Source organism: Natronolimnohabitans innermongolicus JCM 12255 (genome assembly GCF_000337215.1).
Lineage (GTDB): Archaea > Halobacteriota > Halobacteria > Halobacteriales > Natrialbaceae > Natronolimnohabitans > Natronolimnohabitans innermongolicus.
Genome location: NZ_AOHZ01000088.1, coordinates 1 through 13,825 on the forward strand (window position 1 = coordinate 1; position 13,825 = coordinate 13,825).

Genomic DNA, 13,825 nt, shown 5'->3' on the forward strand with positions numbered 1-13,825 from the left:
CTCGACTCGGGCGACGGGTACGGCGGCGGTGGCGGCGGCCACCACAGCCAGGAGGTCATCGACGCTCACGACGACTGGGATCCCGAGGACGACGAACCCGAGGACGACGCCGTAAGCTGGACGACGCCGATCGTCGAAACCGTCGCCATCCGCGCCGAGGGCGTCGACGACCTCACCGGCGAGTTCCGCGCCCACCGCGAGTACCTCCTCGAGTCGGGCGAACACGCCGATCAGGTCCGCCAGCGCTACGCCGAAGAGATCCGCACGCTCCTCCGGGAGGACGTCCACGCGCTCCTCGAGGACGAACTCGCGGCCGCCGGCGGCATCGACGACCTCGCCGAAGCCGTCCGGCAGGGCGAGACCGATCCCTACTCCATCGCCAGTGACATCCTCGAGCCGGTCGAGGCCTGCGTTGACGAACTCCGCGTCGACGGCGAGTGAGAAAAGAAGAGCGTCGGCGGCTCGAACCGCCCGTTCAGTTCAGCAGTTCTCGAGCGATCGTGTTCCGCAGGACCTCGCTGGTCCCCTCGTAGATCTCGTTGAGCTTCGCGTCGCGGTAGAACCGCTCGGCGGCGAAGTCCTTGGTGTAGCCGTAGCCGCCGTGGNTCGCTGGTCCCCTCGTAGATCTCGTTGAGCTTCGCGTCGCGGTAGAACCGCTCGGCGGCGAAGTCCTTGGTGTAGCCGTAGCCGCCGTGGATCTGGATGCCCTCGTTGGCGACCTCGCGGCTCACCTCGCTGGCGTAGAGCTTCGCCTGCGCGGCCTCCTTGACGAAGTTCTCGCCGCGGATCTTCCTGTCGGCGGCGTCGTGCATGAGCAGTCGTGCGGCGCGCGTTTTCGTGTCCATGTCGGCCAGTTTGTGTTGAATCGCCTGGAAGTCCGAGATCGGCCGATCGAACTGCTCGCGGTCCTGGCTGTACGTCGCCGCCTCGTCGAGGGCCGCCTGTGCGATCCCGATCGAGCGGGCGGCGATGGTGATCCGGCCGCCGTTTAACGTCTTCAGCGCCTGCACGAAGCCGTCGCCTTCGTCACCGAGCAGTCGGTCCTCGGGGATCCAGAGGTCGTCGAACCGGAGTTCGGCGGTCGGACAGCCCTTGTCGCCGAGTTTCTCCTCCGTTCCCTCGACGATGAAGCCGTCGTCCTCCTCGGGTTGGACGACGAACGAGGAGATTCCTTTGTTCCCCGCGTCGGGGTCGGTCTTGGCGAACAGCGTGACCGTGTCGGCGACCGAGCCGTTCGAGATCCACAGCTTCCCGCCGTTGATGCGGTAGCCGTCGCCGTCTGCTTCGGCGGTCGTCTCCATCGCCGGCACGTCGCTGCCCGCGCCGGCCTCCGAGAGCGCGAACGCGCCGATGTCCGTTCCCTCGGCCAGCGGCGTCAGGAACTCTTCCTTCTGGGCGTCGTCGCCGAACTCGTAGACCATGTTGCCCGCGAGCGAAGTGTGGGCGGCGACGATCGTGCCGAGCCCGCCGGAACCCCGCGAGATTTCTTCGAGCGCCGCCGGATAGGCGTGGTAGTCCAAGCCGGCGCCGCCGTACTCCTCGGGGAAGGGCATCCCCATCAGGCCGAGGTCGGCGAGTTCGTCGACCAGCTCGCGGGGGAACTCGTCGTCGTGGTCGATCTCGTCGGCGATCGGCACCACTTCCTCGTCGACGAACTCCGTGACCATCTCGACTATCTGTCGCTGCTCGTCGGTAAAGCGGAAGTCCATACGGGACGTGTTATCCCGGTTCGCCTATAGCTGTTCCTCTTCTCGAAGACCGCCGCCCCGTCTCGCCTGGAGGCCACGCGGTGGGTTGAAGAAAGATATATGGATGCGATCGATGACCATCAGGTATGGTATACAGTTACGAGCCACACCACTTCGAGGAGTTCGAGGAGGGACAGACGTTTCGCAGTCCCGGGCGGACGATCACCGAGACGGACGTGGTGATGCACGCCGCGACGACCAGCGACTGGAACGAACTGCACACGAACGAGGAGTTCGCCCGGGAACGGGACTTCGACGGTCGGATCGTCCACGGCCCGATGACCTTCGTTCAGGCGATCGGGATGGTCATGCGCATCGGGATCCTCGAGCGGACCGCCTACGCGTTCCTCGGGATGAACTACATGGACCTGCCGAATCCGGTCCGTATCGGCGATACGGTCTCGGTCGATATCGAGGTCGCCGAGACGAAGGCACTGGAGAGTCGCGACGACGTGGGCCTGGTCGTCTTCGAGACGGAGATGACCACGCAAGAGGAGACGGTCGTCTTCCAGGGCGATCTGAAGTTCTTCGTACTCAAGACCGATCAGACGGAGTTCGGATCCTGAACGCCGCCGCGGCGGGATCACGCCGCGGGAGTCGTCGGCGCGGTTCGCCGCTCAGCGGACGTCGACCTCCCGGACGAACGAGCGGACCTCCTCGACGAACAGGTCGGGAACCTCCATCGCGGCGAAGTGGCCGCCTTCGGGCAGTTCGTTCCAGCGCGCGATATCGTAGGTTTCCTCGGCCCAGCTTCGAGGCGTCTTGATGATCTCGGCCGGGTACCGGGCGTGGCCCGTGGGTACGTCGACGGACTCCGGGACCGTCCGCTCGACGTCCGTCTCGTAGTAGAGTCGCATCGAGGAGTTGATCGTCCCGGTGAGCCAGTAGACGCTGATATTGTCGAGCAGCCGGTCGCGGCCGAACGCCGCGTCGACGTCGTCGCCGTCGCTCCACTCGCGGAACTTCTCGACGATCCAGCCCGCGAGCCCCGCCGGAGAGTCGGTGAGGCCGTAGGCGAGGGTCTGCGGTCTGGTCGACTGGATCTCGTGGTAGCCGAACCCCGTCTCGTAGAACTCGCTCGTCTCTCGGTAGGCGTCCATCTCGGCTTCGTCTACCATCCCTACCGGATCGTCCAGTCTCGACGGAACCGAGAACAGCATGTTCGCGTGGATCGCGTCGACTCGGTCGGGGTAGTTCGCCCCGAGGACGGCGGCGATCAGGGCGCCCCAGTCGCCGCCCTGGACGACGTAGCCGTCGTACTCGAGGCGATCCATCAGCCGATCGAACGCGGCCGCCATCTCCGCGACGTCGTAGCCGCGTTCGTCGGTCGGTCCGGAGAATCCGTACCCCGGCAGCGACGGCGCGACCACGTGAAACGCGTCGGCCGGATCGCCGCCGTGGGCGGCCGGATCGCTGAGCGGGCCGAAGACCTCGAGGAACTCCGCGACCGAGCCGGGCCAGCCGTGGGGCATGAGCAGCGGCGTGGCGTCGGATTCGGGCGAGCGCACGTGATAGAAGTGAATTCGCTGGCCGTCGATCGTCGTCACGTACTGGTCGAACTCGTTGAACCGGTCTTCGAAGCCGTTCCAGTCGTACTCGGTTCTCCAGTATTCACAGAGGTCCTGGAGGGAGACCCGATCCGTGCCGTACTCCCAGTCCGCGTCCGGCAACTGATCGGGCCATCGCGTCTCGGCGAGCCGATCGCGGAGGTCGTCGATTGCCGATCGATCGACGTCGACTTCGAACGGATCGATCGAGTCGGTCGCCGTCATGGCGGACGCCCTCCACCCGTGCGATACGTCGTTTCACCGATCTCCGTCTCGCTGACCATACTCCGTACTTCGAGAGACGAACCCAAATAACGACCGGGCGATTCGTCGCACATTCGCCCTCGAGTCGGCTCGAGTCGACCCTCAGCGCCCTCGAGTCCGCACCCCGATATTTCCGAAACAGATTTGGCACTTGATAACACTGGTTGTGCTATGACTACGTTCGAGGTAACGGAGGGAGTGTACGGAATCGATATCGGCATGTTCGACTCGAGCGTCGCATCGGTCTACCTGTTCGACGACGACGAGCCCACGCTCGTCGACGGCGGGATCGCCGCCGCGGCGGAGACGATCGTCGAGGGTATCGAGGACTGCGGCGTCGATCCGTCGTCCCTCTCGAACCTCGTCCTCTCTCACGTCCACGTCGATCACACCGGCGCCGCGAGCGCGCTCGTCGACGTCGCTCCCGACCTCGACGTCTACATTCACGAGTCGACCGCGCCCCACCTCGTCGATCCCGCCGGACTCGTCGAGAGCAGCAAGCGGGCGATGGGCGAACACTTCGAGCTCATGGGCGAGCAGGGACCGGTTCCCGAGCAGAACGTCGTCGGCGTCCCGAACGAGGGGACGACGGTCGACATCGGTGCGAACAGCCTCGAACTGATCCACGCGCCCGGCCACTCCCCGGATCACTTCGCGGTCTGGAACCCCGAACGGGAACTCCTGTTCGCCGCCGAGTGTCTCGGGATCTACTTCGGAGCGGCCGAGGAGTGGCTGCCGCCAGCCACGCTACCGAACTTCGACGTCGACGCGATCGGCGACGCCATCGACCGACTCGCGGAGTTCGACCCAGACCGGATCGTCTTTCCGCACTTCGGCGAGTGGCCGGGCGAACCGGACGACGCCTTCGAGACGGCGCGGACGGAACTGCACCGGTTCGACGAGCGGATCCTCGAGTACCACGACGAAACCGGGTCGGTGGACGCGACGAAAGAGCTGGTCGGCGAGGAACTGCTCGATCTCTCGCCGCCGTACGATCCGGCCGTCGAATCGTTCTTCTCGAGTCTCCTCACCGATGGCTACCTCAAACATCACGGCCGCGTCTGAGCGCTCTGCGGTCAGTCGTCGAACTCGTCGACGATTCCCTCGCCGTGTCGTCCCTCGCCGTCCGCAAACCTGCTAGCGCCCTCCTGGGCGACCGCCATCGACTGCAGACCGTTCCACGCCTCTATCTCGAGGCCGCGCTCGAGCGGCATCCCGATTCCCTCGTAGATCGCCTCGAGGTCGGTTCGGATCGTCTGTTGTGGGTAGCCGGCGATACGATCCGCGAGTTCGATCGCTCGCTCGAGCGCGTTCCCGGGTTCCGCGACGCGGTTTACGAGCCCCCACTCTTCGGCGGTTTCGCCGTCGATCGGTCGGCCGGTGAGCATGAGATCGAGCGCGCGACTGTAGCCGATCATGCGGGGGAGTCGTTGCGTCGCGCCGTCGACGAACGGGACGCCGAACCGGCGGTTGAACGCGCCGAACGTCGCGTCGGCGGCCGCGACGCGGAGATCACACCAGAGCGCGACCTCGATGCCGCCGGCCACGCAGTGGCCTTCGATAGCGGCGATCGTCGGTTTCCGAACGTCCGCGTGGGAGTAGCCCATGAGGCTGTACGGGCGCTCACCCATGTCGACTCCCTCTGCGATCTCCTTCAGGTCCGCACCGGCACAGAAGTCCTCGCCCGTTCCGGAAACGATCCCGACCGCGAGATCGTCGTCCTCGTCGATCCGACGGAGCGCGTCGACCATCTCCTGGCCCGTCTCGTAGTCGACGGCGTTCGTCCGTTCGGGTCGGTCGATCGTTACGTGTCCGATAGGTTCGCTCCGCTCGAACTGAATGTTATCATACGACATCGTATGGTGATAGCACGGCTGCGCTGTTGAATCTATTTCAGGGGACACTAACAGTCGTAGTTCTCTAGGAATGATATCGGATGGCCCTCGCAGCTCTGAACGGCTACCGTAGTGTGGATAATAAACAATACTAAATGATGTCATTGGGCGCTAATCATCCTCCTTCACGATACAATAGCTGCAATAGGCGTCTATTTCAGGATTGTGTGGAGAAAAGAGCTGAAAACTGATTCTGGAATTGATTCACTCTTGAGTATCATTCTCCAATATTCTATACAGTATTGTATTAAGTTGGGTTAAATATACTAGTCTAAATCCGATATTCTACTACTCGAAATACTAAAATGTGGGAGTAAATATAGTATGTTTCACTATTTCGCCTATTCGGTTGGCGACATGCTCTTCAGAGAGACCGATCACATTTACAGTTGTATTCTTGTAAAGAAACGACCGATCGTTGTCGATTCGGCTACTTACAAATGCGACATATTGAGTTCGAACTCCTTTGCCGCACCGAGAAGATACTCCGGGAGTTCGTCTTCGAACTGTTCGCCCCGCATTCGATACGTCGGCCCGACGACGAGTAGCCCGCCGGCGATTCCGCCGTTGACGTCGTGAACCGGAACGGCGACCGCCCAGAGTCCTTCCGTGTGCTCGCCGTGGGCGTACGCGTACCCGCGTTCTCGAATCGTCTCGAGGTTTCGCTCGAGTTCCTCTCGGTCCGTGATCGTCTTCGGGGTTCGTTCCGGGAGTCCGTGTTCGTCGATGATCGCGGCGGTACGCTCTTCTGGAAGGTTTGCAAGAATCGCCTTTCCCGCGGCGGACTGATGGAGGTGGATTCGGCGCCCGATCCGAACGTCGTTGCCGACACCTTCGGAACCCCACTCGCTGTAGATATAGGTGCCGAGGCCGTGTTCTTCGACGAGAAAGCCGACGAATTCACCGGTTTCTTCCGCGATGTTCCGCACGAGCGATTTCACCTGCTTGTGGATCGGATTACGGTGGCGAACGTGCCCGCCGAGATCCAAAAACCGGAAGCCGAGGGCGTACTCGTGGCCCTCCTTCGCCACGTAATCGTGTTTCTGCAGCGTTGCGAGGTGTCTGTGGACGGTGCTCTTCGAGACGTCGACGACGTCGGCGACGTCGGTGACCGTCGCGCCCCCTCGGTCGTACAGTACCTCGATAATCTCGAGGAGGGTTTCGTCCGATTTGATCGTGTCCGATTCGGCCATACGCTACGTATCGGATCGGCTGTGATAATTGTTCCGTCTCATGGAACGGTGAACGGCGTCTATACTGATTCTCGCAGACACACGCACATCGTTGCATAGTGTGGAACGGACGTAGACAGGCACATATCATATATTCACGGACTATATATCTGGATATGTCTGGACGATTGATTTGGTGAATCGCTCCGCCATGTATATTCCAAAAGATTTTCCGAATCATTAACAGTCGTTCATGTCATGGTGTCTCCCGTCACGGTGTAGGGTAACGAGTTACAATATTCGGTGATGAACGGTAAAGCAACTTTCGACTGACTCGTTCTCTTCAGAGTTCACTGCGCCTGCTCGCCGTCGGACGCGTAAAAAAGCCTCCCGAAACCAACTCACACCGATTCTGAGCCGCGCTTCAGCCGTTGTCGTTACCTCCGAATTCGCTCGAGTCGGTTCCGTTCAGTACCCGTCCGGCAGTTTGCCTTCGCGCTTGAGTTCCTCCGTGATCCGTTCTTCGAGATTAACCTTCGCGATTTTCCCGACCTCCGTCCGCGGAAGTTCGTCGACGACGTCCAGTCGCTCCGGGCGCTTGAAGACGGCGATACCGCGGTCGCTGAGATACGATTGCAGGTCCTCGAGCGTCACCTCGTCTGCGTTCTCGCGCAACTCGACGAATGCCGCGGGTCGTTCACCCAGCCGTTCGTCGGGCATGCCGATCACTGCGACGTTCTCGATGGCCTCGTGCTCGATGATCACGTCTTCTAAGTCCGGCGCGTAGATGTTCTCGCCGCCGCGGATGATCGTCTCCTTGATTCGGCCGTGGACGCGGTAGTTTCCGTCGTCGTCGACCGAGAGCACGTCCTCGGTGTAGAACCAGCCGTCGTCGTCGAAGTTCTCGGCGTTCTCCTCCGGCGTTCGGAAGTAGCCGGTGAAATAGCCCGGTCCGCGGACGGAGAGTTCGCCCTGTTCACCCCGATCGACCGCCGTTTGGCGGTCGGTGCCGACGATCCTGACTTCGTCCGCGTCGGGAGCGATGGGCCGGCCGACGGTGTTCGCCTGCGTATCGACGTCGTCGTCGGGGCGCGTACAGATGAGCGGTCCTTCGGCCATCCCGAAGATGTTGCAAAAGCCGATATCGTACTCGTCGACCAGTTCGTAGACGACTCGCGGTGGTACTTTCTGTCCGCCGCTGATGAGGGTCTCGAGCGACGACAGATCGTACGATTCTCGATCGGGATGCTCGAGGATGTCGACGAGTTGCGTCGGAACCGGCAGCGAGTACGTCCCGCCGACGTCCTCGATGAGTTGCATCAATCGATCCGGCTTGAGCACCGGCTCGACCGCGACCGTCGCGCCCGCCCAGAACGCCGAGCCGACGACGCAACACAGCGAGGCGTTGTGACCGATCGGGACGCTCGGGAAGCCGATCCAGTCGTCTTCGACGCCGACCGCGTCGGCCATCTGCCCCCACTGGAAGACGTAATCGTTGTGCGTTCGCGGGATTCCCTTCGGAAGCCCCGTCGTTCCGCCGGATAGCAACATGACGCCGGGATCGCTCGGGTTGACGTCGACCGGCGACAGATCCTCGGGGTCGGACGCGGACCGAAGGGCGTCGAACGCCGTCCAGTGCTCGGGAAGTTGCTGGCCCGCTCCGGCGACGGCCACGAGCCGTTCTAGATCCTGATATTCGTCGGCGAAATCGTCGACGAACTCGACGAAATCGAACCCGAGATCGTACCGCGAGCCGGTCGTGAAGAACGCCTTCGCGTCGGTGAGCTCGATAACGTGGCGAGCCTCGCTCTCGCGGTGGCGGGGCAACAACATGACCGGAACGACGCCGAGCCGGGAACAGGCGAAAAACGCCTCGATGAATTCCACCGTGTTGGGAAGCTGGAAGACGACCCTGTCGAGTCGCTCGAGGCTCGTTTCGCGCTGGAGGGACGCGGCGATTCGCTCGGAGTTTGCGGCGAGTTCCGCGTAACTCAACTCCCTGTCGGGACCGACGAGTGCGGTTCGGTCGGGGTGGCGTTCGGCTCGCTCATCGAGTACGGCGTGGAACGGTTGTTCCTTCCAGTATCCGTCTTCGATGTACGACTCCGCCCGATCGTCGGGAAACGGTACGTAGCCCTCAATCTCCGCTGACGGTAGTTGCATTCACTCACTAGTATTCGGGTATCGGCATTTAATTGCTGTGTTGCCGGGAAGACACGTCCGCTTCCCGAACGAATTGTGGCTCCCTCTCCTCTCGACGTCTTCGCCGCGTCCACGGTGCGTTCGCGTCCGTTCCCGTGAACCGCTTTCCGATCGACGCTCGCTGGCGTCGTGCTACACGAAATAATTAAGAAGCATCACGGGCCATATGTAGACGTTATGTGCCCAACGGCGACCACGAGCCAGTGCGACCAGTGTGTACCACGTTCCGACGAGGTGACTGCCTGATGGACGTCTCGGTAATCGGCGGCGGACCCGGTGGACTCTACGCGAGCATTCTCCTCCAGAAGGCGAATCCCGACTGGGAGATCACCGTCCACGAACGCAATCCGCAGGGCGTGACGTACGGCTGGGGGATCGTCCTGCCGAATCGGACGCTCTCTAACCTGCGGGCGGCTGACGCCCCCTCCTACGAAGCCATCGACGAGCGGTCGACCCAGTGGGAACCGTTCGACCTCTACTACGGGGGAGAGCGCTACCGCTCGTCAGGGCACTCGTTCGCGAGCATGCTGCGGACGGATCTCCTGGAACTCCTCCAGGAACGCTGTCGCGACCTCGGCGTGGCGCTCGAGTTCGAAAGCGAGATCGACGACCCGCAGTCGCTCGCCGCGGCGTCGGATCTGGTGATCGGCGCCGACGGAATCCACAGCGAGACGCGGTCCGAATTCGCCGACGAGTTCGGCGCCGAGACCGTCGACGGCGAGGCCCGCTTTTCCTGGTTCGGAACGGAAGCCGACTTCGATGCGCTGAGCCACATCTTCGTCGAGAACGAGGACGGGATCTGGTGTGCGCACACGTATCCGGGCGAGGTGAGTACGTTCATCGTCGACTGCGACGCGGAGACGTGGGCGAACGCCGACCTCGATCAGCGCTCCGAAGAGGAGTATCTGGCGTACCTCGAGGACGTCTTCGCGGAGCACCTCGACGGACACGAACTGCTGTCACAGGTCGACCGCTGGCAGACGTTCACGACGGTCAGAAACGAGCGCTGGTCGCACGACAACCTCGTTCTGATCGGCGACGCGGCGCACACGGCTCACTACTCGATCGGCTCCGGGACGACGCTGGCGATGGAGGACGCGATCGCGCTCGCCGACGCGATCGGCGAGTCGGACGCCGACGTCGGAACGGCGCTCGAGAGCTACGAGCAACAGCGGCGACCGATCGCGGAGTCCCTCCAGCGGTCGGGCGAACGGAGCCGGCTTCACTTCGAGGACATCCGCCGGTTCTACGGCTTCGACGGGATCCAGTTCGTGCTCCACCACCTCACCCGTTCGGGCCGGCTCACCTACGACAGCATGTCCCGGCGCGATCCGGACCTCGTCGAGGAGTTCGAACGCTGGTTCGCCGCGAGCTCTCCCGGCGGCGCGGCGACTCCCGAACAGGCCGATCCCGTTTCGCCGGCAACCCAGCCGCTGGAACTGCGCGACCTCACGCTCTCGAACCGGGCCGTTCGGGTCGCCGGGCAGACGTTCGACGCTCGAGACGGCCGACCGACGGACGCACAGCTGGCCGCCGTTCGCGAACGGAGCAACGACGGTGCCGGATTGACGATGACCGAACCGCTCGCCGTGTCCGAAGACGGCCGGATCACGCCCGGGAGTCCCGGACTGTACAGCGACGATCACGTCAGCGCCTGGCAGGAGACGATCGCGTCGGCGGACACCCCTGTTGGATCGACGCTCGTCCACACCGGGACGAACGGCGCCCGCCAGACGCAGCCGTTCGGCCTCGAGGGACCGATTCCCCGAAACGAGTCGTGGGCGTCTCGAGTGACCGACCAGTACTCGAACCCGCCGCGTACGTACGCGCCGGATCGGTTGCAAGGCGAGGATCTCGAGCGAATCGAGCGGACGTTCGCCGACGCCGCGCGGCGAGCGGACGACGCTGGCTTCGACTACCTCCAACTGCAACTCGGCAACGGCTACCTGCTCGGCTCGTTCCTCTCGCCGCTCACCAACGACCGAACCGACGCGTACGGCGGCGACCTCGAGAGTCGAGTGCAGTTCCCGCTCGAGGTCGTCGACGCGGTTCGCGACGCCTGGCCGGACTCGAAGCCGCTGGGTGCGGTCGTCCAGGCGACCGACTGGGCCGCGGACGGCCTCACGCTCGAGGATTCGTTCGCCGTCGGTCGCGCACTCTCCGACCGCGGCGTCGACGTTCTCGCGCCGGTTGCCGGCGGCGTCTCGGACGACCAGCACCGCGGCGACGTCCACGGGCTGGCCAACTTCAGCGACGAACTTCGGAACGAAGTCGGGCTTCCTACGATGGCGACGGTTCAAGCGACGACGTCGGACGAGGTCAATACGCTCGTCGGAACCAGCCGCGCCGATCTCTGTACGTACTACGGATCGGTCAACGAGCTATAGTCGTTACAAGATCGTTACAGGCGAGAAAATCTGCGTCGCTCACGTATCGGCTGCACAATCGTTTTGTCGATCGGCCTCGAACGTCGGTGTATGCATCGTATTGTCCAGGCGATCGACGACGAAGTCGATCGGTCACTCGATCAGGCACAGACGATCATCGACCTCGCGGCGGATTCGGAGTCGGTTACCGTCGTCATCACGCACGGCTTCGAGTTCAAAGGACCGGACGACGAACTCACCGATCTCGAGTCGGTTCGACGGGTGACGGACCGCTTCGACGAACACGGTATCGCGTACGAACTGCGCGGCGAACAGGCGGAACCGGCAGCGTTCGTCCTCGAGACCGCTGACGAGATCGACGCCGACCTGATCTGCGTCGGCGGTCGGACGCGAAGCCCCGTCGGAAAGGTGCTCTTCGGAAGCGTCTCCCAGCAGATCATCCTCGAAGCCGATCTGCCAGTCCTCATCGCCGAGCGATCGACGGCCGGCGTGGACGAGTAGGGTCGGGCCTTCGTTTCGCTCGATGAGTTACGTGCCAGTAGCCGTCCGTGTTCCTTCGGTTTCGATGTACAAATCAGTCACTTATTTATAGGGGGACTAGGAATGGTATGGTAGAACATGCTCAAGGGCAGCTTTTGGTATCCAAACAGCTGGAAGCACGCGGCGCTGTTCGCGGCGGTGTGTGCGATGGTCGTGTTACACCAGAGCGAACTGGTCGGGCTCTACGATTCGACGACGATACTCTTCGGGTGGCTCCCGGCACAGATCGCCTACGACATGGCGTTCAACGTAGTCGGGTTCGGTATCCTGATCGTGATGTACTACCTCGCTCCGACGGCGCCGGAACGATACGAATCCGAGGGTGAGTCACAATGATCTCGACAACGAACGCGCTCATCCTCGGAATCACGGCCGTCTACCTGTTGCTCGTCGTCGCCGTCGGCGCCGCGGCGTCCCGAATCACGGGCGATTCCAGAGAGGACTTCCTCATGGCGAGCCGGTCGTTCGGGACGGTCGTCCTCCTCTTCGCCCTGTTCGCGACGAACATGACGTCCGTCGTCATGATCGGCGCCCCGGGCCTCGCGTACTCGACCGGGGTCAGCGCGTACGGCTTCTTCGTGTCGCTGTTCGCGTTCCTCTTCCCGGTCTTCCTGATGACGTTCGGATACCGGATCTGGATCGTCGGCAAGGAGTTCGGCCACATTACCCCGGGGCAGATCTTCAATCACCGGTGGGAGTCTGACAACCTCGGGCTTCTCGTGATGGCTATCTTCACCATCTGGACGATTCCGTACATCCTCGTCGGCGTACAGGGTGGCGGAATCGTGTTCGAATCCCTCACCGACGGGTTGATTCCCTACTGGCTCGGCGCGTTGATCACGATCATCGTCGTCGGGATGTACGTCTACCCCGGCGGTATGCGCGGGACCGGATGGACGAACACCTTCCAGGGAATGGTGTTCATGGCCGTCCTGTTCGCGTTCTTCCTCTACGTCCCGTTCCGAATCGGCGGGTTCGGCGCGGCGACCGACGCCGTCGCACAGATCGATGGCGGCGTCTTCCTCAATCGCGAAGGGCTGCCGCCGTACGAGACGCGGATGTACTTCTCACAGGGGATCATCGTTGCCCTGGGGGCGTTCATGTTCCCGCACCTGATCCTCCGGTACATGACGGCTCGATCGTTCACGACGCTCAAGCAGACGTCGGTCGTCTACCCAGTCGCCGTCCTGCTGGTCTGGGTCCCCACCGTGTTACTCGGCTTCTGGGGCATCGCACAGATCCCGAACCTCGAGAACCCGGACTTCATCCTCCCGGAACTCGTCTTCGAATTCTTCCCGACCTGGGCGATCGGCCTCGCCCTCGCGGGTATCCTGGCAGCGATGATGTCGAGTATCGACGGTCAGGTCCTCACGCTGAGTACGTTCTTCGGCGAAGACGTGCTCCGGAAGTTCTGGGACGACGTTACCGACGCGAAAGTCGTCTGGTACACTCGAATCTTCCTCATCGTTATCTTCGTCCTCGCGTACATCGGCGCGCTTCTCACCTCTGATACCGTCGTCGACACGGCGACGTTCGCGTTCGCCGGGTACGGACTGTTGTTCGTCCCGATGGCCGCGGCCTTCTACTGGCGGAGTTCGACGAAAGCCAGCATCTACGCTGGCGTGATATACGGTTTCGTCGGAATCTGGGCGTTCGAATACGGTCCCCTGCCGCCGGAAGTCGCCGGGTTCCATCCGTTCGTTCCGATACTGGTCACACAGATTCTACTGATGGCCGTCGTCGCACTGGTGACCCAGCCACCGTCGGAAGACCGGATCGACGAGTACGAGGAGTGCTTCGAGGACGTCTGGTAACGTCTTTTCTCTCTCGTCGCTTGTAGCGACGTTGTAAGAGTTGTCTCGAGTCACAACCGATAGTCACCATTACACCTCACTGCGCAGCTGATCACCAGACGAGGTTCTGCTCAGTGTGTGAATTATTTAGTGGCTACTGCTTCGAGTAACGGATTCCGTACGCCCACTCCACGGAGTCGAGACACTTATCCTATCTCAATCATATGCAACTGGATGTCGGATGTGTACAGATATAGGAATATTACACCTCCACACT

General features: G+C 62.4%; 10 protein-coding genes and 2 pseudogenes. 7 read left to right on the forward strand and 5 right to left on the reverse strand.

The window, feature by feature from the left end:
* Positions 1 to 441 (forward strand): annotated as a pseudogene (locus C493_RS18905) (methylmalonyl Co-A mutase-associated GTPase MeaB); the annotation flags it as partial.
* Between the two features lie 134 nt (positions 442 to 575).
* Here the strand turns inward: C493_RS18905 and C493_RS18910 are convergent.
* Positions 576 to 1,709: pseudogene (locus C493_RS18910) on the reverse strand (acyl-CoA dehydrogenase family protein); the annotation flags it as partial.
* Positions 1,710 to 1,834: 125 nt separating this feature from the next.
* Here C493_RS18910 and C493_RS18915 point away from each other — a divergent pair.
* The gene (locus tag C493_RS18915; RefSeq protein WP_007261100.1) at positions 1,835 to 2,314 is read left to right on the forward strand and encodes a MaoC/PaaZ C-terminal domain-containing protein; all 480 of its coding nucleotides are present in this window, start codon (positions 1,835 to 1,837) and stop codon (positions 2,312 to 2,314) included.
* A 51-nt stretch (positions 2,315 to 2,365) separates the two neighbouring features.
* On the opposite strand, the gene C493_RS18920 is transcribed toward C493_RS18915, so the two are convergent.
* Positions 2,366 to 3,520, reverse strand: coding sequence for an epoxide hydrolase family protein (locus C493_RS18920; RefSeq protein WP_007261101.1), 1,155 nt, complete (start codon positions 3,518 to 3,520; stop codon positions 2,366 to 2,368).
* A gap of 210 nt (positions 3,521 to 3,730) precedes the next feature.
* Here C493_RS18920 and C493_RS18925 point away from each other — a divergent pair, with 210 nt between their 5' ends.
* Positions 3,731 to 4,624: an MBL fold metallo-hydrolase gene (locus tag C493_RS18925; RefSeq protein ID WP_049889500.1), complete on the forward strand. Its 894-nt coding sequence runs from the start codon at positions 3,731 to 3,733 to the stop codon at positions 4,622 to 4,624.
* Between the two features lie 11 nt (positions 4,625 to 4,635).
* On the opposite strand, the gene C493_RS18930 is transcribed toward C493_RS18925, so the two are convergent.
* The 3 genes from C493_RS18930 to C493_RS18940 form a co-directional block, all read right to left on the reverse strand.
* Positions 4,636 to 5,415, reverse strand: coding sequence for a crotonase/enoyl-CoA hydratase family protein (locus C493_RS18930; protein ID WP_007261103.1), 780 nt, complete (start codon positions 5,413 to 5,415; stop codon positions 4,636 to 4,638).
* Positions 5,416 to 5,888: 473 nt separating this feature from the next.
* Positions 5,889 to 6,647 carry an IclR family transcriptional regulator gene (locus C493_RS18935; RefSeq protein ID WP_007261104.1) on the reverse strand — a complete coding sequence of 253 codons (759 nt, stop codon included), beginning with the start codon at positions 6,645 to 6,647 and terminating at the stop codon, positions 5,889 to 5,891.
* 447 nt (positions 6,648 to 7,094) lie between these two features.
* Positions 7,095 to 8,789 (reverse strand): (2,3-dihydroxybenzoyl)adenylate synthase, encoded by a 1,695-nt coding sequence (locus C493_RS18940; protein WP_007261105.1) that lies wholly within the window; start codon positions 8,787 to 8,789, stop codon positions 7,095 to 7,097.
* A gap of 284 nt (positions 8,790 to 9,073) precedes the next feature.
* Here C493_RS18940 and C493_RS18945 point away from each other — a divergent pair, with 284 nt between their 5' ends.
* The 4 genes from C493_RS18945 to C493_RS18960 all read left to right on the forward strand — a co-directional run bounded on the left by C493_RS18945 (position 9,074) and on the right by C493_RS18960 (position 13,569).
* On the forward strand, positions 9,074 to 11,215 hold the full coding sequence (locus tag C493_RS18945) for an oxidoreductase (protein ID WP_007261106.1): 2,142 nt from the start codon (positions 9,074 to 9,076) through the stop codon (positions 11,213 to 11,215).
* A gap of 90 nt (positions 11,216 to 11,305) precedes the next feature.
* Positions 11,306 to 11,716 carry a universal stress protein gene (locus C493_RS18950; protein ID WP_007261107.1) on the forward strand — a complete coding sequence of 137 codons (411 nt, stop codon included), beginning with the start codon at positions 11,306 to 11,308 and terminating at the stop codon, positions 11,714 to 11,716.
* A gap of 117 nt (positions 11,717 to 11,833) precedes the next feature.
* Entirely contained in the window at positions 11,834 to 12,091 is a 258-nt protein-coding gene (locus C493_RS18955) for a hypothetical protein (RefSeq protein WP_007261108.1), read from the forward strand.
* Entirely contained in the window at positions 12,088 to 13,569 is a 1,482-nt protein-coding gene (locus C493_RS18960; RefSeq protein WP_007261109.1) for a sodium:solute symporter family protein, read from the forward strand. The genes C493_RS18955 and C493_RS18960 overlap by 4 nt, the downstream gene beginning before the upstream one ends.
* The last annotated feature ends 256 nt before the right edge of the window (positions 13,570 to 13,825 follow it).